Genomic DNA, 22,822 nt, shown 5'->3' on the forward strand with positions numbered 1-22,822 from the left:
CGCTGATGTCCCTTCACCCTCCACTGTCATTCCCCGCGAAGGCGGGGAATCCAGTACGCCGCGGCCTATCGATTCAATTACCAAGGCCTCTGGAATACTGGATCGCCCGCCTGCGCGGGCGATGACACCTCCCAAGGTGCCATCAGCGAACCCTAATCCTCGACCCCGTACCGGTGCAGATCGTTGCCGTAGGTGTCGAGCCACTTCTTGGCGCGCTCCATCGACGGGCAGACCTTGCCGCAGACGCGCCAGAACCGCGCCGAATGATTCATCTCGACGAGATGGGCGACCTCGTGCGCGGCGAGGTAGTCGAGCACGAAGGGCGGGGCGAGGATCAGGCGCCAGGAGAACGACAGCGAGCCCGCCGAGGTGCAGGAGCCCCAGCGGCTGGACTGATCGCGGATCGAGAGGCGCTTGACCCTGACGCCGAGCTCGGCAGCGTAGGCTTCCGCCGAGCGCTGCAGGTCGCGGCGCGCCTCGCGCTTGAGGAAGTCGCTGACGCGGCGATCGACATGCTCGAGGCCGCCGGCGACGCAGAGAATGCGCTCACCGCTGTCGCGCATCTCGATCCACACCGTGCCGCGCTGACCGGCGCGATGAACGATGCGATGCGCCGTGCCGCGCAGCGGTATCACCGTGCCCGGCTGGAACGGCGCGGCCTTCGGCAAGCGGCCGAGACGCGCGGCAATCCACGCACCGTGACGCTGTGCGAAGTCTTTTGCTTCGGTAAGCGTGCCGCGCGGCGGCATGGTGAGGATGGCTTCGCGGTCGCTCGGATGAATTCTGAGCGTGTAGCGGCGCGCGCGGCGGTGCCGACGCAGCCGAATCGCAAAAAATTGCGATCCGTGGGTGATGACGAGGGTCTTTGGTTCGTGGGGCCGACGATAGAGGAGTGCGCGAGTGGCCATGTCTGTCAGTCCGGGGGGCAGGAGAGCGCCCGGATTCTGCCATAACCGCCGCCAGGGAAAGCGCTCGGCGCAAAAACAAATCATTTGCCCAATATACAGCGGTCCGGCGTCCGGGAGACCCTACAGACTGGGGTTGGAACCGGCTTTTTTCGCCCCCGCTGGACGCATGCGACACCCCCAAGGGGTGAGGGTAGACTCACTCCTATAAAGCTACCTAAATACCGCGAATCTGGCGGGAACTTGCCCCTGCCGAAGGCCTTGGCAGGGGCCGAAATTTCGACGGGAAAGCCGAAATTCAGGTTATTCAGCCGCGAGGGCCTGCAACGAAGCAGGATTCGCAGCCGAAACCATGAAGTCGTGAATCCGCGGCACGATCTCCGACTTGAATCGCGATCCGTTGAACACGCCGTAGTGTCCGACGCCCTTCTGGACGTAATGAACGCGGCGATGATCGGGAATCGCGCTGCACAATGTGTGCGTCGCTTCGGTCTGACCGAGACCGGAGATGTCGTCGTTCTCGCCTTCGACCGTCATCAGAGCGACGCGCTTGACCTTGGAAGGATCGACGCGGGTTCCGCGATGGGTCATCTCGCCCTTGGGCAGCGAGTGCTTCACGAACACGGTGTCGACGGTCTGCAGGTAATACTCGGCCGGCAGATCCATCACCGCGAGATATTCGTCGTAGAAGTCGCGATGCTTGTCGACGAGGTCGCCGTCGCCCTTCACCAGATGGGCAAACAGCTGCTTGTGGGCATCCATGTGCCGGTCGAGATTCATGCTGATGAAGCCGTTGAGCTGCAAGAATCCCGGATAGACGTCGCGCATCATGCCCGGATGCGGGAACGGCACCTTGGTGATGACGTGGTTGCGGAACCAGTCGATACCGCGCTCCTGGGCGAGGTTGTTCACCGCGGTCGGATTGCGGCGGGTGTCGATCGGGCCGCCCATCAGCGTCATCGAGGTCGGCACGAACGGATCGCGCCGCGCTTCCATGATCGAGACCGCCGCGACGACGGGCACGGAGGGCTGGCACACTGCCATCACATGCGTGTTGCCGCCGAGCACATGCAGCATCTCGATGACATAGTCGATGTAATCGTCGAGATCGAAGCGGCCATCGCTCAAGGGCACCATGCGGGCATCGGCCCAGTCGGTGATGTAGACCTCATGCGCCGGCAGGAAGGCCTCGACCGTGCCGCGCAGCAGCGTCGCATAATGGCCGGACATCGGGGCCACGATCAGCACGCGCGGCTGCGGGCTGCGCAGCGGACGGGCGAACTTGCGATCGAAGTAGAGCAGCTTGCAGAACGGCTTTTCCCAGACCGAGCGGATCTCGACGGGGACGCGGATGCCGTTGACCTCGGTGTCGTTGAGGCCCCATTCCGGCTTGCCGTAGCGGCGCGTGGTGCGCTCGAACAATTCGCAGGCCGCGGCGACCGACTTGCCGACCTCGGTACGCGACCAGGGATTGAGGGGATTCTGAAACAGCAGCTTGGTCGCGTCGGTGACCGCACGAGCCGGATTGAGAGAGGCGTGCGCCATCTCGTACATCCAGTACATCGGCGTCGTCAGGACTGGACTGCCTTCTGCCGCCAGGGGCGGCGCGCCGCCGAACTCACCAATGGGCATCGTTAATATCCTCTTCGCATCGCAGCATACTGCCGAATGCGTAATATTGCGTCAATCCATGGTTCCGTACATCTACGTGCCCGAAATGCCCAAACCAGCCTGAATCCACGGGAAAGTGACGTTATTCACCGCCGGACAGCAGCGAGCCGTGCCGCTTTGCGCTGCGCAAAAGGGCAAGGAATGCCCCAAAAGATGCAACCAAAAGGACGGCGTTGATCACCAACGCCTCCAGCATCAGATCGGTCCTAAAGGTCTGCTCGATCAGCAGCGCGCGCATTCCCTCGAAGGCATAGGTCGGCGGCAATGCCCAGGCGACGTATTGCAGCCAGACCGGCAACACGCTGACCGGATAGTAGACGCAGGCGAGCGGCAGGATCGCGAACATCAACGTCCAGACGATGCTCTCGGCGCCGAGGCCGTTTCGCAGCACGAGGCCCGAGACGAAGATGCCGACCGACCAGCTCGTGAAGATCAGATTGCAGAAGAACGCGATCAGCGGCAGGCCAAGGGCATAGACGTTGAAGTGAAACAGGAACAGCGCAAGCAGCGTCATCGGAATGATCCCGATCGCAAGCCGGATCAGGCTCATGACCATCAGCGACAGCAGAAACTCGATCGGCCTCAAGGGGCTCATCATGAGATTGCCGATGTTGCGCGCCCACATCTCCTCCAGGAAGGAGATGGAGAAGCCGAGCTGGCCGCGGAACAGGATGTCCCAGAGGATGACGGCGCCGATCAGCGTGCCGCCGGCGCGCGCGAAGAAGTTGGCGTTCTCGGCGATGTAATATTGGAGAAAGCCCCAGGTGATGACCTGCAGCGCCGGCCAATAGAGCAGCTCGAGCAGCCGCGGCCAGGACGACAGCAGCAGATACCAATAGCGCAGGATCATCGCGCCGATGCGATGGACGGAGATGCCGCGGGCGAGGGACGCCGTCATTGCGAGGAGCCCTTGCGACGAAGCAATCCAGACTGCCGACGCGGAACGATCCTGGATTGCTTCGCTGCGCTCGCAATGACGAAAGGAGCGCCCGTGCCCGTGCTATCCCTCATCGCACCGCCTCCTTCGCGCCGTTTGCCCGGCCGCGGGCGACGTCCAGAAACACCTCCTCCAGCGTGGTGCGGTTGTAGCGGGCCATGATCGCCTCGGGCGTATCGTCGTCTTCGATGCGGCCGCGCTTCATGATGATGACGCGGTCGCAGAGCCGCTCGACCTCGAGCATGTTGTGCGAGGCGAGGAGAATGGTGGCGTTGTTGTCCCGGCGGTACTGCTCCAGATGCGCCCGCACCCAGTCGGCGGTATCGGGGTCGAGCGAGGCGGTCGGCTCGTCCAGGAGCAGCAGCTCGGGCTGGTTGATCAGCGCCTTCGCCAGCGCAACGCGGGTCTTCTGCCCGGCGGAGAGCTTGCCGTTGGCGCGGTCGATGAAATCGCCGAGGTCGAGATCGGCGGCAAGCCTGGTAATGCGCTCAGTGAGGTTCTTCACGGCATAGAGCTTGCCGAACACGGTGAGGTTCTGCCGCACCGTGAGCCGCATCGGCATGTCGACATAGGGGCTCTCGAAATTCATCCGTCCCAGCACGGACGCGCTCTCGTCGGGCATCTCATGACCGAGCACCTGCACGCGGCCGGAGGTCGGCAACACCAGGCCCATGATCATCGCGATGGTCGTGGTCTTGCCGGCGCCATTGCCGCCGAGAAGCCCCGTGATGCTGCCGCGCGGCAGCGAAAAGGAGATGTCGTCGACGGCGCGGGTCTGCTTGTAGACCTTGACGAGGTGCTCGACCGCAATTGCCGCGGACGAATTTCGATCCGCGACAGTCGGCCGACTTGAAGCCTTGCCATTCTCGGTCATGCTGGCCGTTCTTCTGCTATTGCATCGGCGAGCGCAAGGCTTGATGTAAGGGCTCCTCAGCGGGCGGTTCCGCAAGCCCAGCGTTCGTGACCTTGGAAGGCGCCGCCCATTGGCCGATATGACCGAAATTGCCGATTCCGACTTCCGCCACGCGCAGCGGCATATCCGGCTGGACACGATCCTGCGGCTGCGCTGGCTCGCGGTGCTGGGACAGCTCGCGGCGATCTTCATCGTGGCCCAGGGGCTGGAGTTCAACGTCGAGATCATCCCCTGCGTCAGCATCATCGCTCTCTCGGCGGCGCTCAACCTCGCGCTCCAGACCGCGGCCAATCCGATGCAGCGGCTGGAGCCGCTGCAGGCGGCCGGCCTTCTCGCGCTGAACATCGTCGAGCTGGCGGGCCTGTTGTTCTTCACCGGCGGACTGCAGAACCCGTTCTCGTTCCTGTTCCTCGCGCCCGTGCTGATCTCGGCCACGGCGCTGCCGGCCCGCTTCACCTTCGGCCTCGGCCTGCTCGCCGTGGCCTGCGCGTCGGTGCTGTTCTTCTATCATTTTCCGCTGCCGTGGGATTCCGACGATCCCCTGGTGCTGCCGCCGATCTATCTCGTCGGCGTCTGGCTCTCGATCGCGCTCGCGATCGGCGTCACCAGCCTCTACTCGTTCCAGGTGACCGAGGAGGCGCGCAAGCTCGCGGACGCGCTGGCCGCGACCGAGCTGGTGCTGACGCGCGAGCAGCACCTGACCCAGCTCGACGGCCTTGCTGCCGCGGCCGCGCACGAGCTCGGCACGCCGCTCGCGACGATCTTCCTGATCTCGCGCGAGCTGGAAAAGACGGTGAAGGACGCAAGCATCGCCGCCGACCTGAAGACCTTGCGCGAGCAGACCCAGCGCTGCCGCGACATCCTCAGCAAGATCACCCAGCTCTCCTCCACCGGCGCGCCGTTCGACCACATGAAGCTGTCGGAGCTGATCGAGGAGGTGGTGGCGCCGCACCGCGATTTCGGCGTCGAGATCAAGGTGCGGATCGCGGTGGCCGCGGCGGCCGAGCCGGTCGGCTCACGCAATCCCGCGATCCTCTACGGCATCGGCAACATCGTCGAGAACGCGGTCGATTTCGCCCGCACCACGGTCGAGGTGAATGCCTGGTGGAACAATGACCATATCGAGCTCTTGATCTCCGACGACGGACCCGGCATTCCGCCCGATATCCTCAACCGGATCGGCGAGCCCTATCTGTCGCGGCGGCGCCCCCAGGACGACGGCGGCGGCGAACGGCGCGGCCTCGGCCTCGGCGTGTTCATCGCGCGCACCTTGCTGGAACGCACCGGCGCCAAGGTCTCGTTTACCAACCGGATCTTTCCGGACCATGGTGCGGTGGTGCAGATCACATGGCCGAGACAGCGTTTTGAGGCTATCGAGACGCTCGAAGAAACAATAGGATAGCCGCGACCTTGCGTCGCACAACGGGCCGGGTCGACCATTTGCCGCCTTGGCACCGCGCGATTGCGACGCCATATGTCAATGTGCTGGAGAGAGGACACAACCTTGAACGCCATTGCCGAACTGAACGAACAGACCGACCGCTCGCTTCTCATCGTGGAAGACGACAAGCCGTTTCTGGAGCGACTGTCGCGCGCCATGGAAACTCGGGGCTTTGCCGTCACGTCATGCGACACGGTATCGGATGGACTGGCGCAGATCGGCAAATCGGCGCCGGCCTTCGCCGTGGTGGATCTGCGGCTCGGCGACGGCAACGGCCTCGACGTGGTCTCGGCGCTGAAGAAGAAGCGCCCGGATGCACGCGCCATCGTGCTGACCGGCTACGGCAACATCGCCACCGCGGTGACCGCGGTGAAGATGGGCGCGATCGATTATCTCTCCAAGCCCGCGGATGCCGACGACGTCGTCGCCGCGCTGCTGTCGACCAACACCGAGAAATCCGAGCTGCCGGCCAACCCGATGTCGGCCGACCGCGTCCGCTGGGAGCACATCCAGCGCATCTACGAAATGTGTAACCGCAACGTCTCGGAAACGGCGCGCCGGCTCAACATGCACCGGCGTACGCTGCAGCGGATCCTGGCCAAGCGCGCGCCAAGGTAAAGGTGTCGTAGGGTGGGCAAAGGCGCGAAGCGCCGTGCCCGCCATGTCTCTCCTATCATGATCGACTAGTTTGGTGGGCACGCTACGCTTTGCCCACCCTACGGCACCTTATTTTGCGGCGCCTGCTATTCCCAAAAATCCGCGTGGCCCTGCGGATCGACCAGGCGGTTGATCCGCAGGGCCGCCGCCATTGCGAACCGTACCGTCATCTGCTTGCGCGTGGCGGCGGCGAGCTTGTGCTCGGGCGCCTCGCAATGCAGGTGCGCGCCGTAGGCGTCGGCGATGATCAGGCCGGTGTCTTCAGGAAAAATCTCGCACGGCAGATCCTGCGTGAAGGCGAAGAACAGCCGGTCGCAATGAGCGCGGTATTCGTGCCATTTCTGGTCGGCGCGCAAATCCTCGACCGACGACTTGATCTCGACGATCCAGATCTCACCGCGCTCGTTCAGCGCGACGAGATCGGCGCGCCGGCCGGACGGCAGCGGCAATTCGCTGATGCAGGAGAAGCCGAGCGAGCGCAGCAGACGCGCGGTGCCGCGCGCGATGGCCAGCGCCGTCTCCGACTGGCGGCGATCCGGCGGCGGCACGAGGGTGATGCGGGCGGTGTTGTCCATGGCGGGGAGGATAGCCGATTCCATTTCGCCCGTCATTCCGGGGCGCGCGCAGCGCGAGCTATGATGCGCAATTGCGCATCTGAGAATCCATAGCCACGGGGCGACGTGTGGGGCAAAGCGGGCAACTTCGAGTCTTCGCAAAATTGCTGCCTGTGGTTATGGGTCCCGGGCTCGCGCTGCGCGCGCCCCGGGACGACGGCGAGTGTGACGTGAGAGCGCGGAACCGCGCTCGGCCTTAACACTTATCACGCAGCCGCCCACCCGGGCGGAACCACCCAGGCTCCGCGCATGATCGACGATCTCTGGTACAAGAACGGCGTGATCTATTGCCTGTCCGTCGGCTCCTATATGGACGCCAACGGCGACGGCGTCGGCGATTTCAAGGGGCTGTTGCGGCGGCTGGATTATCTGCACGGGCTCGGCATCACCACGATCTGGCTGATGCCGTTCCAGACCTCGCCCGGGCGCGACGACGGCTACGACGTCGCCGACTATTACAGCGTCGATCCTCGCTACGGCACGCTCGGCGATTTCGTCGAGTTCACCCATGGCTGCAAGCAGCGCGGCATCCGCGTCATCATCGACCTCGTCGTCAACCACACCTCGGACCAGCACCGCTGGTTCAAGGAAGCGCGGCGCGATAAGGCTTCGCCCTATCGCGACTGGTACGTCTGGTCGGACAAGAAGCCTCCCGGTGCCAACAAGGGCATGGTGTTTCCCGGCGTGCAGAAATCGACCTGGACGCGCGACAAGGAATCGGGCGCGTATTACTTCCATCGCTTCTACGATTTCCAGCCGGATCTCAACACCTCGAACCCGCATGTGCAGGCCGAGATCCTGAAGATCATGGGCTTCTGGATCCAGCTCGGCGTCTCCGGCTTCCGCATGGACGCCGTGCCCTTCATCATCGCCACCAAAGGCGCGAAGGTGAAAAAGCCGGTCGAACAATACGACATGCTGCGCGCCTTCCGCGAATTCCTGCAATGGCGGCAGGGCGACGCCATCATTCTCGCCGAAGCCAACGTGCTGCCGAAGACGGACATGAAGTATTTCGGGCGCGACGGCGATCGCATGCACATGATGTTCAACTTCCACGTCAACCAGCACCTGTTCTATGCGCTGGCATCCGCCGATACGCGCCCCCTGGCGAAGGCGCTGAAAGCAACAAAACCGCGGCCGGCGACGGCGCAATGGGGCCTGTTCCTGCGCAATCACGACGAGCTCGATCTGGGGCGGCTGACCAAGGTGCAGCGGGACACCGTTTTCAAATCCTTCGGACCCGACAAGGACATGCAGCTCTACGACCGCGGCATCCGCCGGCGGCTCGCGCCGATGCTGGGCGGCGACCGCAGGCGGCTCGAGCTCGCCTACAGCCTGATGTGCACGCTGCCGGGGACGCCCGTGATCCGCTACGGCGACGAGATCGCGATGGGCGACGATCTCTCATTGCCCGAGCGCAATTGCGCGCGCACGCCGATGCAATGGTCGACCGAGCCGCATGGCGGCTTCACCAAGAGCGACAAGCCTGCATGTCCCGTCATCGACGAGGGCCCTTACGGCTTTCCGCACGTCAATGTCGCCAAGCAGCGGCGCGATCCGAACTCCATGCTGAACTGGACCGAGCGCATCATCCGCATGCGGAAGGAAGTGCCTGAGGTCGGCTGGGGCGATTTCACCGTCATTCCCGTGCGCGATCCCGCGGTGTTCATCATGCGCTACGATTGGCGCAACAATTCGGTGCTGTTCGTGCACAATCTCGACGAGAAGCCGCGCGAGGTCGCGTTCTCGACAGGGCTGTCAGGCGAGACCGGCGCGCACCTGATCAATCTGCTCGCGGAGGACCACAGCCACGCCGACAAGCGCGGCCAGCATCGCATCGTGCTGGAGCCATACGGCTACCGCTGGTATCGCGTCGGCGGGCTGGACTATCTGTTGAAGCGGAGCGATATCGACGACGACGCCGTGGGCGGGAAGAAGCATCCGGGGTGAGGTCGAGACGCCGTCGCTAGCTCCGCTGTTTCAACGATCGTCATTGCGAGCGCAGCGAAGCAATCCAGAATCTTTCAACGGAAAGACTCTGGATTGCTTCGTCGCAAGGGCTCCTCGCAATGACGGGGAGATAGCGGTGGCCACCTTCTCCGCCGTTCTCCCAGCGAAAGCGACGCCTACGGCGACGCCACCACCACGCCCTCATTGCCGCGCAGGTTCAGCACGCCTTCGATCTCCTCACCTTCGCGATCCAGGAACGTCGACAGCAGGATGCTGCTGCCGAAACGGATCGCGCTGGTGGTCACCGCGACCGGATCGGGGCCGAGATTGAGCGCCACGATCACGGCCTTGCCGGCGGCCTCCCGGCGGTAGATCAGGAGATCGCCTTGCGCGGCGATCGGATGATAATCGCCTGCGACCAGCGGGGGACAGCTCTTCCGCAAGCCGATCAGGCGCTTGTAGAGGCTGAGGATGGAGCGCGCATCGGATTCGAGATTGGCGACATTCTCGCGGATGTGGTCCTCCGGCAGCGGCAGCCACGGCCTTGCTTGTGAAAAGCCGGCGAAGTTCGTGGAATCCCATTGCATCGGCGTGCGGCAGCCGTCGCGGCCGACACCGATGCCGGGCACGTTCTTCTCGAAGGGGTCGCGCACATCCTCCGGCGCGATCGCGAGCTGGTGCATGCCGATCTCGTCGCCGTAGTAAAGCGTCGGCGTGCCGCGCAGCGTCAGCAGCAGCATGGCGGCAACGCGGGCCTGCTCTGGCCCGACGCGGCTCGCGACGCGCGGGCGATCGTGGTTGCCGAGCACCCAGTTCGGCCAGGCACCGCGCGGCAGCGCCTTCTCGTAATCCTCGATGATCTTTTCGATCGAGCGGGCGCTCCAGAAGGTCGAGAGCAGCGCGAAATTGAACGGCATCTGCGCGCCGGTGAGGTCGTTGCCGTAATAGGCCATGAGCCGGTGCAGCGGCAGATAAATCTCGCCGATCAGGACGCGCGCGCCATAGGAATCGGTGACACGCCGCATCTCGGCGATGACATCGTGCACCTCCGATTGGTCGGTGGAATATTGCGTCAGGATCCTCTCGTTCGGCGGGCGGCCCTCGACATAATGCGGGTTGGGCGGGTTGTCGCGGAATTCGGCGTCCTTGATCAGGTGCCAGATCACGTCGACGCGAAAGCCGTCGACACCCCGGTCCAGCCAGAACCGCATCACGTCGTAGATCGCGGCGCGGACGTCCGGATTGCGCCAGTTGAGATCCGGCTGCTGGGCGAGGAAGGCGTGGTAGTAATATTGGCCGGTGGCCTCGTCGAACGCCCAGGCGCTGCCGCCGAACTCGGACAGCCAATTGTTCGGCACGCCGCCGCCTTCTGCCGGATCGCGCCAGATGTACCAATCGCGCTTGGGATTGTCGCGCGAGGACCGGCTCTCGACGAACCAGGGGTGCTGGTCGGAGGTGTGGTTCGGCACGAGGTCGAGGATCAGCTTCAGGCCATTGTCATGGGCGGCCGCGAGCAACGCGTCGAAATCCGCCATCGTGCCGAACAGCGGCTCGATGCCGACATAGTCCGAGATGTCGTAGCCGAAATCCGCCATCGGCGAGGGAAAGATCGGCGACAGCCAGATCGCGTCGACGCCGAGCGATTTGACATAAGGCAGCCGCTGCAGGATGCCGGCGAGATCGCCGACGCCGTCGCCGTTCGAGTCCTGAAACGAGCGCGGATAGATCTGATAGAAGATGCCGTCGCGCCACCAATTCTCGTTGTCGTGAGCCATGCCGAAGACCACCCAAATCCGCCGCCTTGCGCGGGAGAACGCGACAGCAACGCCCCGGTTCAAATTGGCAGGCCAATTGGGACGGCCGTGTGACGGTTGTTCCCCGGCGCGGGCACGAATCTTTTGCTTGGCGGCCCGGCAAAAATCGGCATTGTGAGGCCATGACCGAGCAAAACGACACCCAAGAATCCCGGCAAGCCAAGGCGGGCGCGATCATCGTTCCCGTGACGCTATTCGAGCAGAACTGCACCATCATCTGGGACGAGCCTTCCAAGAAGGCCGTGGTGATCGATCCCGGCGGCGACGTGCCGAAGATTCTGGATGCGATCAAGCAAACCGGCGTCACCGTGGAGAAGATCTGGCTGACCCATGGCCATATCGATCACGTCGGCGGCGCGGCCGAGCTGCGCGATGCGCTGAAGGTGCCGATCGAGGGTCCGCATGTCGCGGACAAGTTCCTGCTCGACAACGTCGTGGCGAGCGGCGCGCGCTTCGGCATGACCGGAGGACGCGATTTCACGCCCGACCGCTGGCTCGACGAGGGCGAGCGCGTGTCGATCGGCGACCTGCACTTCGACATCCTGCATTGCCCCGGCCACTCGCCGGGCAGCGTGGTGTTCTTCAACAAGGATCTGCGCTTTGCCCATGTCGGCGACGTGCTGTTCGCCGGCTCGGTGGGGCGCACCGACCTGCCCGGCGGCAGTCACGCCACGCTGATCGACTCGATCAAGACGAAATTGCTGCCGCTCGGCGACGACGTCGGCTTCATCTGCGGCCACGGCGCGGGCTCGAGCATCGGCCAGGAGCGGATGACCAATCCGTTCATCACCGGCGAGATGTGAGGCGCTACAAACTCCGCTGTCATCCCGGACAAGCGCAAGCGCAGATCCGGGATCCATAACCACAGGGAGATGTGGTTACGGGACTCGGAGTTACCTCTTCGTGCCCAACTTTGTCCTGTGGCTATGGGCCCCGGATCTGCGCGCGCTTGAGGCGCGCTTGTCCGGGACGACGGCTGAATGTGTGTCGACCAACTACTTCATCAATCCCGCGGCCGTCAGCGCGCGGGTGATGATCTGGCCGATGTCGAAGCCGCGCGCCATTTCGCGCTGCGGCTCGGCCGGCTCTGCGGCAACCGCGGTGCGGATCGAGCGGGCGAGATGCGGCGCAGGCGAGAGCGCCGGTTTCGCGGCAGGCTTCGTAGCGGACTTCATGGCAGGCTTGGCCTCCGCCTTCTTCGTGGCGGCGTCCGGAATCCAGCCGGTGAGGCCGAAGAACTTAGCGATGTGATAGGACGATGAGATGCCGGCCTCGATCAGGAAGGCGCCTTCGATGCCGTAGCGCTGATCGTTGTCGGCCAGCCCAAGCGGCGTGCCGTGCGCCATGTCGGTGATGGCAAAGGACTCGACCAGCGTCTCGCCGTCCTTGTCCCACCAGGCCTGGCGCGGATAGCCGTCGACATTGGTCTCCGCCATCGGCACTTCGGGCAGACCGTGCAGGTCGAGCCACTGCTTGACGATCTCGTTGGCATTGCCGGGATTGACGGTGCGGTCGGCGCTGCCGTGCCACACCGAAACCCTCGGCCAGGGCCCACGATGATCGGAGGCGCTGCGCACGAGATCGCCGAGCTCGCGCGCGGGACGCGCCGGAGAATGAAACATGCCGTCGAGCGCCTCGCGCAGATTGGAAGCGATGCCGTAAGGCAGCCCGGCAATGATCGCGCCGGCGGTAAAGACTTCCGGATAGGTCGCGAGCATCACCGAGGTCATGCCGCCGCCGGCCGACAGGCCGGTGATGAAGACGCGCCTGGGATCGATGCGATGCGCCTTCACCATGTGCGCGATCATCGCGCGGATCGAACGCGGCTCGCCGCTGTCCCGCGCGGTGTCCTCCGGATTGAACCAGTTGAAGCAGGTGTTGGCGTTGTTGATGCGCTGCTGCTCGGGCATCAGCAGCGCAAAGCCGTAATGCTGCGCGAGCGTCGACCAGCCCGCGCCGAGATCGTAACCGGCCGCCGTCTGCCCGCAGCCATGCAGCACGACGACGAGCGCGCGCGGCCGCTGCAATTGCGCCGGCACGAACGCGAACATGCGCAAGGCGCCGGGATTGTCGCCGAAGCCAGTGACCTCCTGCAGCGGGCTGAATCCACCTGCACCGCGGCCGGGCTCGGCGAAGCGCAGTCCGTCCAGCCTGGGCAGACGTCTCAAGAGATCGATATTTCTGGCTAATGACACGGCAATGTCCTGGTGGGCGACGTTCAACGTCCAGCCCAACCAGATAGTTGCTGCGTTGCAAAATAAAAAGACCGTGCGCTGTCGATCTCGGTGAAATTCGCGGGAAGACCGCAGGATTCCGCAGGTATTAACAGCAATGCCTCGACTTCCTGCAGAGGCGCGGCGCATCCGCGCCGGAAATGCGGCGCGGGGTCACGGTTAATGTCACAAACAGCGCGATCGAGACGAGAAAGGCTACGCGTGCTGATTGCGGCCATTCCGGCCGCATTTCCGATCTGATCGTCGCGCCATAGCTGAAGACGATCATCCTGGGCGCCAGCGCGTGCGCCTCTTCATTCGATCGCAGATCGCTTCGCCTCTCGGCGAGTCCGATATCACTTGAGCGACGCCCTCTCGACACGTCATTGCGAGCGCAGCGAAGCAATCCAGAGTCATGCCGCGGAGATACTCTGGATTGCTTCGCTGCGCTCGCAATGACGGCGTGGCACCATCGAGACACTGAATTACATCAGCCCCCGCTGAGGCTCCCCTCCTCGCTTCGGCGCATGCCTGCATTCCACCACGCGGGACATCGCGTGATTGCGTTCGTGCCGTCAGGCACGTAGCCTGACACGACCAACAAACAGAAAATTCAGCCGGAGAGAACACATGGCGCGCCTGAAGTTCGGAGCCTTTCTTGCCCCGCATCACCCGATCGGGGAGCATCCGATGCTGCAGTTCCGGCGCGATCTCGACCTCGTCGAGCAGCTGGATGCGCTCGGCTATGACGAGTTCTGGTGCGGCGAGCATCATTCCTCGGGCTGGGAGATGATCGCCTCGCCCGAGATGTTCCTGGCCGCGGCCGGCGAGCGCACCAAGCGGATCAAGCTCGGCACCGGCGTGGTGTCGCTGCCCTATCACCATCCCTTCAACGTCGCCCAGCGCATGGTGCAGCTCGATCATATGACCGGCGGCCGCGCCATTTTCGGCTCCGGACCGGGCGCGCTCGCCTCCGATGCGCACACGCTCGGCATCGATCCGATGACGCAGCGCGACCGCCAGGACGAGGCGATCGGCGTGATCCGCCGCCTCTTCAACGGCGAGCGCGTCACCGCCAAGAGCGACTGGTTCACCATGAACGACGCCGCGCTGCAGATTCTGCCCTTGCAGGAGGAGATGCCGTTCGTGGTGGCCTCGCAGATCTCGCCCTCCGGCATGACGCTGGCCGGCAAATACGGCATCGGTATCATCTCGCTGGGCTCGATGACGACGCAGGGCTTGATGTCGCTGCAGCAGCAATGGCAGTTCGCCGAGGATGCCGCCAAGAAGCACGGCACCAAGGTCGATCGCGCCGACTGGCGCGTGCTCTTGACCTGGCACATCGCGGAGACGCGTGAACAAGCCCGACGCGAGGCCGGCGCGGGCCTGATGCGCTGGCACAACGAATATAATGTCGGCACGCTGCAGCGGCCGGGCCTCACCGCGTTCTCCTCGCCCGACGAGGCCGTCGACAAGACCGCCTTCGTCGAGGGCGCGGCGTCCACCATCGGCACGCCCGACGATCTCGTCAAAACCATCAAGAACGTGATGCAGGTCTCCGGCGGCGTCGGCGCCATCATCGGCTTCGTGCACGACTGGGCCAATCCGGAAAACACACGCCGGAGCTGGGACATGGTGGCGCGCTACGTCGTGCCCGAGATCAACGGCTACATCGACGGGCTGCGCAGGTCGCAAAAATTCGTGATCGAGAACCGCGCGATCTTCGAGCGCGCGGGCCAGGCCGTGATGGCCAAGATCATGGAGAACGAGAAGGCCGCCGAGGCGCTGAAGGTCACCGGCCCCGGCCGCGTCGCCATTCCCGCCGTCAACGCGCCGGATCTGCAGAAGGAAGCGGCGAAGCGGTAGGGCAAGGCTCAGCTCATACAGAACTTCTCGGCGGCGCCTGAGCGAGCGCCTCGTCCTTCGAGACGACCGCTTTCAGCGGTCTCCTCAGGATGAGGCTAGGCGGCATCGGAATCCGTTGAAACTGCTGCCGCGCACTCCGTCCTCATCCTGAGGGCCCGCCGAAGGCGGGCATCTCGAAGGATGGCCGCAGGGAGGCTCTCAAGCGCCGTTGCCCTCGCTGCGGCGCCGATGGCGGCTGACGACATTGTGCATGAGACGATCGGCGCGCTGGCCTACCTCGATATGCTATGCTCGCCGAGCCAGCCAATCGGAGCGATCGTCATGTCGATGCAGAATTTGGCCGCCCCTGCGCTTCCGTTCACTCCGCCGCGGCGCAACGAGCTGACCCACATTCCCGGCGACGAAGGCTGGCCGATCATCGGCAAGACCTTTCAGGTGCTCGCCGATCCCAAGGGCCACATCGAAGCGAACGGCGCCAAGTACGGCCTGGTCTACCGCACGCATTTTTTCGGCGAGACCAATGTCGTGCTGCTCGGGCCCGAGGCCAACGAGCTCGTGCTGTTCGACCAGCAGAAGCTGTTCTCCTCGACTCATGGCTGGGACAAGGTGCTGGGGCTGTTGTTTCCGCGCGGATTGATGCTGCTGGATTTCGAGGAGCATCGCCTGCATCGCAAGGCGCTCTCGGTCGCCTTCAAATCCGGGCCGATGAAGTCCTATCTCGGAGATCTCGACCGCGGCATTTCCGCGCGCGTCGCGCAATGGAAGGCCAAGCCGGGCGAGATGCAGCTTTATCCGGCGATGAAGCAGCTCACACTCGATCTCGCCGCGGCCTCGTTCCTCGGCGCCGATATCGGGCCCGAGGTCGACGAGATCAACCGCGCCTTCATCGACATGGTGGCGGCCGCCGTCACCCCGATCCGCCGTCCCCTGCCCGGCACCCAGATGGCGCGAGGGGTGAAGGGACGCAAGCGCATCATCGCCTATTTCCGCGAGCAGATTCCGCTGCGACGCGGCAATCACGGCGGCGACGATTTGTTCTCGCAGCTCTGCCGCGCCACCCATGAGGACGGCGCGCTGCTGTCGGACCAGGACATCATCGACCATATGAGCTTCCTGATGATGGCCGCGCACGACACGCTGACCTCGTCGCTGACCTCCTTCATCGGCGAGCTCGCCGCCAATCGGGACTGGCAGGACCGGCTGCGCGCGGAGGTGCTCGCGCTCGGTCTCGTCTCCGGCGCGCCGACCAGCTTCGACGATCTGGAAAAGATGCCGCTGACCGAGATGGCGTTCAAGGAAGCGCTGCGGATCAAGCCGCCGGTGCCGTCGATGCCGCGCCGCGCGATGCGCGATTTCAGCTTCAAGGGTTTTGCGATCCCCGCCGGCACAGCGGTCGGCATCAACCCGCTTTATACGCACCACATGAAGGAGATCTGGCCGGAGCCGGACCGTTTCGATCCCCTGCGCTTCACCGAGGACGCGCAGCGCGGCCGCCACCGTTTCGCCTTCGTGCCCTTCGGCGGCGGCGCGCATATGTGCCTAGGCCTGCACTTCGCCTACATGCAGGCGAAGTGTTTCGCGCGGCATTTCCTGGAGAACATCGAGGTGTCGCTCGCACCAGGCTACAAGCCGGACTGGCAGATGTGGCCGATCCCGAAGCCGCGGGACGGGCTGCGGGTGCGAGTGAGGGCGGTTTAGCGTCACCACCGTCATTGCGAGCGAAGCGAAGCAATCCAGACTGTCTCCCCGGAAACAGTCTGGATTGCTTCGTCGCAAGGGCTCCTCGCAATGACGGAAGCCTAGTCTCGTAGGGTGGGCAAAGCGAAGCGTGCCCACCATGCCTCGCCGGGTTCAAACATCGATGGTGGGCACGGCGCGCGAAGAGCGCGCCTTTGCCCACCCTACGGCACCGTCGGCGGGGGCTTCTACGCCCCCTGATCGAACGCCTTGCGCAGGGCCACATAGCCCTGCTGCTGCAGGCTCCAATTGCGGCCGCCGGTCATGGCGCCGTCGACGACGAGGTCGTGGCCGTTGATGAAGCTGGATTCGTCGCTCGCCAGGAACACTGCGGCCTGCGCGATGTCGTCGGGGAGGCCGGCCCGCGGGATCGGCTGCGCGGTCTTGTAGACCTCGCGCATCACTGCCGGCGTCTTCTCGGCGGCATCGGTCGAGAGCCCCAGCGCCTTGCCGAAGATGCCGGTCGCGATCGCACCGGGCGAGATCGCGTTGACGCGGACGTTGGATTCGCCGAGCTCCATCGCCACGCATTTGGTGAGGTGGATCACCGCCGCCTTGGCCGCACTATAGACCATCGACGACGAGAAGCCGGCGAGGCGGCCAGCAATGCTGCCATTGTTGATGATGCTGCCCGCGCCCTGCTTCTTCATGTAGGGCGCGGCGTGCTTCATGCCGAGCATGACGCTGCGCACCAGCGTCGCCATGGCCGCATCGAACCGCTCGACCTCGAGGCCCTCGATGCCGCCGGTCTGTGCCGGCCCGCCGGCATTGTTGAACAGGCAATCGATCCTGCCGAACTTGTCCACCGCAAGCGCGATCAGCGCCTGCATCTGCGCTTCGACGGTGACGTCGGTCTGACGGAAGATGCAACTCTCCCCGAGTTGCTTCGCCAACGCCTCGCCTTCCGGCACGCGCCGACCCGCGATCACAATTTTGGCACCTTCGGCAACGAAGACTTCCGCAGTGCGCAATCCGATGCCGCTCGTCGCTCCCGTAATCACCGCAACCTTGCCGTCCAGCCTGCCCATGGAATGTTCCTGTTTTCGAGCGATTTGATGCCAAAAGGCGAATGCCGGCCGCCGTCGCCGCAGCGGTCACTATCCCTGCCCGCTTCCGACAAGGCAAGCTATGCTTGGACGAGCGGCATGCGTAACATCCTCGCGGGCCGCTCGATCGTCGTACGCCCATCGCAACCGGGCAGCGCATGAAGAAGCTGATCGACGAGTTCCGCAAGGGCTGGCAGGGTACGGCGCCGCCTTCGCTCGGTCTGAGCATCGGCTTTGCGGTGGTCTGCCTGTTGGGTGCAACCCTGGTCCGCTGGGGCCTCGCTCAGGTTCGTCCCGACATCTATTTCACGCCCTACTTCCCGGCCGTGTTCTTTGCTGCGGCCCTGGGCGGCTTCCGGATCGGCATCGTGACGGCGCTCGTCGGCGGCGTGCTCGGCGTCGTCCTCAATTTCGGCGATGCTTTTGCCGATCGCGCGCGGTTTGCCCTGCTGGCACTTTACTGGGCCGTGTGCGCGATGACCATCTGGGGTGTCGAGCATTATCGCACCATGCTGGCCGAGCAGCGCCGAATTTCCAAACGCCTGATCGAGGAAGAAGATTATCGCAAGCTGCTGGTGGAGGAGCTCCAGCACCGGCTGAAGAACAAGCTGTCCACGGTGCATGCGGTGCTGCACCAGGTGCTGCACGACCAGCCGCAGGTCTGGGCCCGGGTCGATCCGCGGCTGCGCTCGCTGGCCGCAACCGACGATTTGATCTCGCGGATCGACAAGGCCGGCTGCGACATCCGCGACCTCCTGATCTCCGAGCTCGGGCCTTACGGCCATGTCCGCTTCACGCTCAACGGCGAGCGGCTGTTCCTGCCGCCGAAGCTCGCCGTCACGCTGTCATTGATGTTTCACGAGCTAGCCACCAATGCGGGCAAGTACGGCGCATTCTCCGCCCCGCGCGGTCTGTTGCAGGTGTCATGGACCATCATCGACGACCGCCTGACCGTCACCTGGGACGAAACCGAAGGACCGAGCGTGGACAAGGTGTCGGAGCCCGGCTTCGGCACCAAGCTCTTGAAATCGGCACTCTCGGCTTTCGACGGCAGGACCGAGATCTCGTATCTGAAAACCGGTCTGCATTGCATCATGCAGTGTCGAATTCCACGAAGCGAATAGAACATCGCGACATGAAAGGTGTAATCCTTCCCCCCGCTTGCGCGGTGGCGCAATCGCGTGCGGCATTTGCGCGACCTGAGCAAGCGCCTCGTCCTTCGAGACGACCGCTTCGCGGTCTCCTCAGGATGAGGCTAAGCGGCCTCGGTGTTCGCTGAAACTGGCGCAGCGCGCTCCGCTCCTCATCCTGAGGGCCCGCCGACGGCGGGCGTCTCGAAGGATGGCCGCAGGCGAAATCGCTCCCACGCGCATACCTCGCGCTGTTTTGCTGAGCGCGTTGACGCTCTGTTAATGACGATCGTCGGCGCGCGTCGGATCCTCGCAAGTTTTCTCCAAAACACCCCCGTATTTCTCCCGACCCCTTAACCAAACTTAAGAGGGAACCGCGGAAGATCGCGCCCATTGCTAAAGGCGCGCTCAAACAACAAGATTCATGACTTCTATGAACGACAATCGATATTCCGGCGCGACTGAAGCCGAGCTCGGTTTTCTCAAGGAAATCGTTAGAATGCTGCCGGCCGGCCTCACCGTGCAGGACGCGAATGGCGAACTGCTGCTGGTCAACGATGCCGCCGCCGCGCAGCTCGGCCTGGATGGCAGCCGTCCTTCACCCGATCTGACGCCGCGCCGCGAAGCCTGCCGGCAGGCACTGAGCGCCGGCCAGCCGGTCGTGACCGAGGAAGCGCTTCACGCCGGCGCCGCGCGAAAGGTGCTGCTCACGACCCATCGTCCGGTTCGTCTCGACGGACGCGAGCTCCTGATCTCGGCATCCTCCGACATCACCGAGCAGAAGAACTTCGAGGACCAGCTGTTCCGCTCGGCCTATTTCGACGAGCTGACCGGGCTGCCCTCGCGGCGCGTGATCGAGCACCGCGCCAATGCCCTGCTCGCGCGCGACCGCGGCGACGAACGCTTTGCGCTGGCCTTTCTCGACGTCGACAATTTCAAGCACATCAACGATTATTACGGCCACGCCGTGGGCGACGCGCTGCTGGTCGAGTTGTCGAAGCGGCTCGGACGGGACTTGCGCGATTCCGACATGCTCTCGCGCATCTCCGGCGACGAATTCCTGCTGCTGCTGTCACCGATCCAGGGACAGGAGGAAGTCGCCGAATTCATGCAATCGACGCTGGAGCGGCTGACCGCGCCGTTCTTCATCGACCATTCGGAAGTGTTCGCCTCGACCTCGGTCGGCATCAGCCTCTATCCCGACCATGGCGGCAGCTTCGAGACGCTGCGGCAGAACGCGGACATCGCGATGTACCGCATCAAGAACAACGGCAAGGGACTGGCCGCTTTCTTCGATGCCAGCATGGAGCGCGAGGCGCAGGCGCGGATGAAGGTCGAGCAGTCGCTGCGGCTCGCGATCCTGGAAAAGCGCTTCTGCTGCGCCTTCCAGTCCAAGGTCGACATCCGCACGCAGGCGGTGAAGGGCATCGAGGCCTTGGTGCGCCTACGTGACGACGAAGGCGTGATCCAGGCACCCGGCTCGTTCATCAATCTTGCCGGCGAACTCGGCCTGATCGACGAGCTGACCCATCTCGTGCTCGCCGAGATCGTCAAGTCGATCGACCTGATCAACGACACGTTCGGCCCGGAAGCGACCATCAGCATCAACGTCGCCGCCAAGCAGGCCGGCAATCCCGAGTTCATGCGCAGCTTTGCGCAGGCGCTGGACGACACCGGCTTTCCGCAGCGGTTCATGATCGAGGTGACGGAAGACGCCTTCGTCGCCAAGAATCACTTCCAGGCTGAGATCCTGCCGATGTTCCGCAAGCTCGGCGTCGGCATCTCGATCGACGATTTCGGCACCGGCTATTCCTCGCTCTCGGCGCTCGCCGACATCACCGCCGACGAGATCAAGATCGACCGCTCCTTCATCACCGACATCCATAAGCGTCCGCGCAGCCAGGGCATCCTGCGCGCGATCGAATCCTTGAGCGAGGCGCTCGGCATGACGGTGATCGCCGAAGGCCTCGAATCCTACGAGGAGCTGGCCTATCTGCAGGCCGCCACCAAGATCCGCTACGCGCAGGGCTATTACTTCTCGCGGCCGATCTTCCTGGAGGAGCTGAAGCTCGCAACGCCCTCGTCGAGCGAGGCGCGGGTCAGCGTGGCAAGCCGCCCCGCGCAACAGAACCGCCAGGGCTATTCACGGGCGAGCGGGTATCGGCGGTAGGGGCAGCGCAACACATCCCGCTGTCGTCCCGGGGCGCGCAAAGCGCGAGCCCGGGACCCATAACCACAGAGCGCAGTTGCTGCGCGACGCTCCCACTCAGAGTCTTCGCCAAATTGCTCCCTGGGGGTATGGGTCCCGGGCTCGCTTCGCGCCCCGGGACGACAGCAATTGCTGGAGCTGGCTTCAGCCACCAATTCCCCCTTTGAAATCGCTACACTTTTGGTAATACACAGGCGGACCTCCCCGAGGTATCTCATGCCTGCCGCTTCCTCCTCGATCAGCGATCCCGCCTATCTCCGTGCGCGCGCGATGGAGACGCTGTTCGAGCGGCTGGAGAAGCTCTGCGAGGGCGCGATTGCGATCGATCGCGGCGGGCGCGTCGTCTACGTCAACGAGAAATATCTTGCAGCCCTCGGCCTCAACCATCCCAGCGAGGCGATCGGCCGGTCGATCGAGGAGGTCATCCCCAACAGCCTGATGCGGAGGGTGGCAGAGACCGGCGAGCCGATCCTGCTCGACATCATGGAGCTCGGCGGCGAGCAGCTCGTCGTCACCCGCATGCCGATCGAGGACGAGAACGGGACGGTGATCGGCGCGATCGGCTTCGTGCTCTACGATCATCTCGAAAGCCTGAAGCCCCTGCTCGCCCGCGTCGCCCAGCTCGAGAGCGATCTGCGGCTGGCGCGGCGGCAATTGTCCAACGCCCGCGCGGCGCGTTTCACCTTCGCCGATTTCGTCGGCACGACGCCGGCCATCGCGCGCGCCAAGGAGCTCGCCAGCCGCGCCGCGCGGCAGAGCGTCACGGTGCTGCTCACCGGCGAGACCGGGACGGGAAAGGAGATGCTGGCGCAGGCGATCCACAACGCCTCCTCGCGCGCCGAGAAGCCGTTCGTCAGCGTCAACGTCGCCGCCATCCCCGAGACGCTGATCGAATCGGAGTTCTTCGGCACTGCGCCGGGCGCCTATACCGGCGCCGACCGACGGGGACGCGAGGGCAAATTCCGCATTGCCGACGGCGGCACGCTGTTCCTCGACGAGATCGGCGAGATGCCGCTGCAGCTCCAAGCAAAGCTGTTGCGGGTGCTCCAGGAGCGCGAGATCGAGCCGCTCGGCTCGGACAAGATCACCAGGGTCGACGTCCGCGTCATCGCCGCGACCAATGTGGACCTGCGCAAGCGCGTCAGCGACGGCGCATTTCGCGCCGACCTCTACTACCGTCTCAACGTGCTTTCGGTCGACCTGCCGCCGCTGCGCCACTGCCTGGACGATCTCCCTGACATCTGCGCCCGGCTGCTCGACGACATCAGCGCATCGGGCGACTACGTCAAGGCGAAGATCACGCCGAGCGCGCTCGCTGCGCTCGCTCGTTACGACTGGCCGGGCAATGTCCGCGAGCTCCGCAATATCCTCGAGCGCGCACTGATCCTCAGCGATTCCGGGCGGCTGACCGGCGAGGATGTCGCCCGCATTCTCCCGATCGAGACCGAGGTCAGGCTTGCACCGCCCGAGCGCCCGGCCGGATCGGTGGTGCCCTATGCCGAAGCCGAGGCCGAGTTCGAGAAGCAGACACTCGAACAAGCGCTCGCCGCCAGCAACGGCCAGATCACCGAGGCCGCCAGGATGCTGCGGATCTCGCGTGCGACCTTCTACAAGAAGCTCGCCAAATTCGGCCTCGCCTCGGGATCGGCGCCCGTCTGAGTTTCGAGACATGGGAGTGTCCGGAGTCTCGGATTCCGGACACCGCATCCGGCCGCTCTT

Annotated in this window: 17 protein-coding genes; 9 read left to right on the forward strand and 8 right to left on the reverse strand. The window is 64.3% G+C overall.

Going from position 1 to position 22,822, the window contains the following annotated elements; translation table 11 throughout:
- Positions 1-152: 152 nt before the first annotated feature.
- From ACNJYA_RS37845 to ACNJYA_RS37860, 4 genes are all read right to left on the reverse strand, one after another.
- Positions 153-992, reverse strand: a complete 840-nt coding sequence (locus ACNJYA_RS37845) for a M48 family metallopeptidase (protein WP_439401777.1) — start codon at positions 990-992, stop codon at positions 153-155.
- 216 nt (positions 993-1,208) lie between these two features.
- Positions 1,209-2,537 (reverse strand): polyhydroxyalkanoate depolymerase, encoded by a 1,329-nt coding sequence (locus ACNJYA_RS37850; protein ID WP_172787916.1) that lies wholly within the window; start codon positions 2,535-2,537, stop codon positions 1,209-1,211.
- A gap of 121 nt (positions 2,538-2,658) precedes the next feature.
- On the reverse strand, positions 2,659-3,474 hold the full coding sequence (locus ACNJYA_RS37855) for an ABC transporter permease (protein WP_439364950.1): 816 nt from the start codon (positions 3,472-3,474) through the stop codon (positions 2,659-2,661).
- Between the two features lie 109 nt (positions 3,475-3,583).
- Complete coding sequence (locus ACNJYA_RS37860) at positions 3,584-4,387, reverse strand: ABC transporter ATP-binding protein (protein WP_172787918.1); 804 nt, start codon at positions 4,385-4,387, stop codon at positions 3,584-3,586.
- Between the two features lie 118 nt (positions 4,388-4,505).
- Between ACNJYA_RS37860 and ACNJYA_RS37865 the strand changes: the two genes are divergently transcribed.
- A complete protein-coding gene (locus ACNJYA_RS37865; RefSeq protein ID WP_271505199.1) occupies positions 4,506-5,828 on the forward strand; it encodes an ActS/PrrB/RegB family redox-sensitive histidine kinase in 1,323 nt (440 codons plus the stop codon).
- Between the two features lie 102 nt (positions 5,829-5,930).
- Positions 5,931-6,485, forward strand: a complete 555-nt coding sequence (locus ACNJYA_RS37870; RefSeq protein ID WP_271505019.1) for an ActR/PrrA/RegA family redox response regulator transcription factor — start codon at positions 5,931-5,933, stop codon at positions 6,483-6,485.
- Between the two features lie 125 nt (positions 6,486-6,610).
- Here the strand turns inward: ACNJYA_RS37870 and ACNJYA_RS37875 are convergent, their stop codons facing one another.
- Entirely contained in the window at positions 6,611-7,099 is a 489-nt protein-coding gene (locus ACNJYA_RS37875) for an MmcB family DNA repair protein (protein WP_172788010.1), read from the reverse strand.
- A 288-nt stretch (positions 7,100-7,387) separates the two neighbouring features.
- Between ACNJYA_RS37875 and ACNJYA_RS37880 the strand changes: the two genes are divergently transcribed.
- Positions 7,388-9,088: an alpha-amylase family protein gene (locus ACNJYA_RS37880; RefSeq protein ID WP_439364951.1), complete on the forward strand. Its 1,701-nt coding sequence runs from the start codon at positions 7,388-7,390 to the stop codon at positions 9,086-9,088.
- A gap of 176 nt (positions 9,089-9,264) precedes the next feature.
- Here ACNJYA_RS37880 and ACNJYA_RS37885 read toward each other — a convergent pair whose 3' ends face one another.
- A complete protein-coding gene (locus ACNJYA_RS37885; RefSeq protein WP_439364952.1) occupies positions 9,265-10,863 on the reverse strand; it encodes an alpha-amylase family glycosyl hydrolase in 1,599 nt (532 codons plus the stop codon).
- Positions 10,864-11,024: 161 nt separating this feature from the next.
- On the opposite strand from ACNJYA_RS37885, the gene ACNJYA_RS37890 reads away from it, so the two are divergent.
- A complete protein-coding gene (locus ACNJYA_RS37890; protein WP_172787922.1) occupies positions 11,025-11,705 on the forward strand; it encodes an MBL fold metallo-hydrolase in 681 nt (226 codons plus the stop codon).
- 192 nt (positions 11,706-11,897) lie between these two features.
- On the opposite strand, the gene ACNJYA_RS37895 is transcribed toward ACNJYA_RS37890, so the two are convergent.
- Positions 11,898-13,097 (reverse strand): extracellular catalytic domain type 1 short-chain-length polyhydroxyalkanoate depolymerase, encoded by a 1,200-nt coding sequence (locus ACNJYA_RS37895; RefSeq protein WP_439364953.1) that lies wholly within the window; start codon positions 13,095-13,097, stop codon positions 11,898-11,900.
- 648 nt (positions 13,098-13,745) lie between these two features.
- Between ACNJYA_RS37895 and ACNJYA_RS37900 the strand changes: the two genes are divergently transcribed.
- Both ACNJYA_RS37900 and ACNJYA_RS37905 read left to right on the forward strand, forming a co-directional pair.
- Complete coding sequence (locus ACNJYA_RS37900) at positions 13,746-14,981, forward strand: LLM class flavin-dependent oxidoreductase (protein ID WP_439401778.1); 1,236 nt, start codon at positions 13,746-13,748, stop codon at positions 14,979-14,981.
- A gap of 321 nt (positions 14,982-15,302) precedes the next feature.
- Entirely contained in the window at positions 15,303-16,679 is a 1,377-nt protein-coding gene (locus ACNJYA_RS37905) for a cytochrome P450 (RefSeq protein WP_439364955.1), read from the forward strand.
- A 227-nt stretch (positions 16,680-16,906) separates the two neighbouring features.
- Here ACNJYA_RS37905 and ACNJYA_RS37910 read toward each other — a convergent pair whose 3' ends face one another.
- Positions 16,907-17,746 carry an SDR family NAD(P)-dependent oxidoreductase gene (locus tag ACNJYA_RS37910; protein WP_212255770.1) on the reverse strand — a complete coding sequence of 280 codons (840 nt, stop codon included), beginning with the start codon at positions 17,744-17,746 and terminating at the stop codon, positions 16,907-16,909.
- Between the two features lie 176 nt (positions 17,747-17,922).
- Here ACNJYA_RS37910 and ACNJYA_RS37915 point away from each other — a divergent pair, with 176 nt between their 5' ends.
- The 3 genes from ACNJYA_RS37915 (at position 17,923) to ACNJYA_RS37925 (ending at position 22,762) form a co-directional block, all read left to right on the forward strand.
- Complete coding sequence (locus ACNJYA_RS37915; RefSeq protein ID WP_172787928.1) at positions 17,923-18,888, forward strand: sensor histidine kinase; 966 nt, start codon at positions 17,923-17,925, stop codon at positions 18,886-18,888.
- A 439-nt stretch (positions 18,889-19,327) separates the two neighbouring features.
- Complete coding sequence (locus ACNJYA_RS37920) at positions 19,328-21,064, forward strand: putative bifunctional diguanylate cyclase/phosphodiesterase (protein WP_212255769.1); 1,737 nt, start codon at positions 19,328-19,330, stop codon at positions 21,062-21,064.
- A 255-nt stretch (positions 21,065-21,319) separates the two neighbouring features.
- A complete protein-coding gene (locus tag ACNJYA_RS37925) occupies positions 21,320-22,762 on the forward strand; it encodes a sigma-54 interaction domain-containing protein (protein ID WP_212255767.1) in 1,443 nt (480 codons plus the stop codon).
- Positions 22,763-22,822: the final 60 nt, after the last annotated feature.

It is taken from the genome of Bradyrhizobium sp. BLXBL-01 (assembly GCF_051853025.1).
In the GTDB taxonomy this organism is placed as follows: Bacteria; Pseudomonadota; Alphaproteobacteria; order Rhizobiales; family Xanthobacteraceae; genus Bradyrhizobium.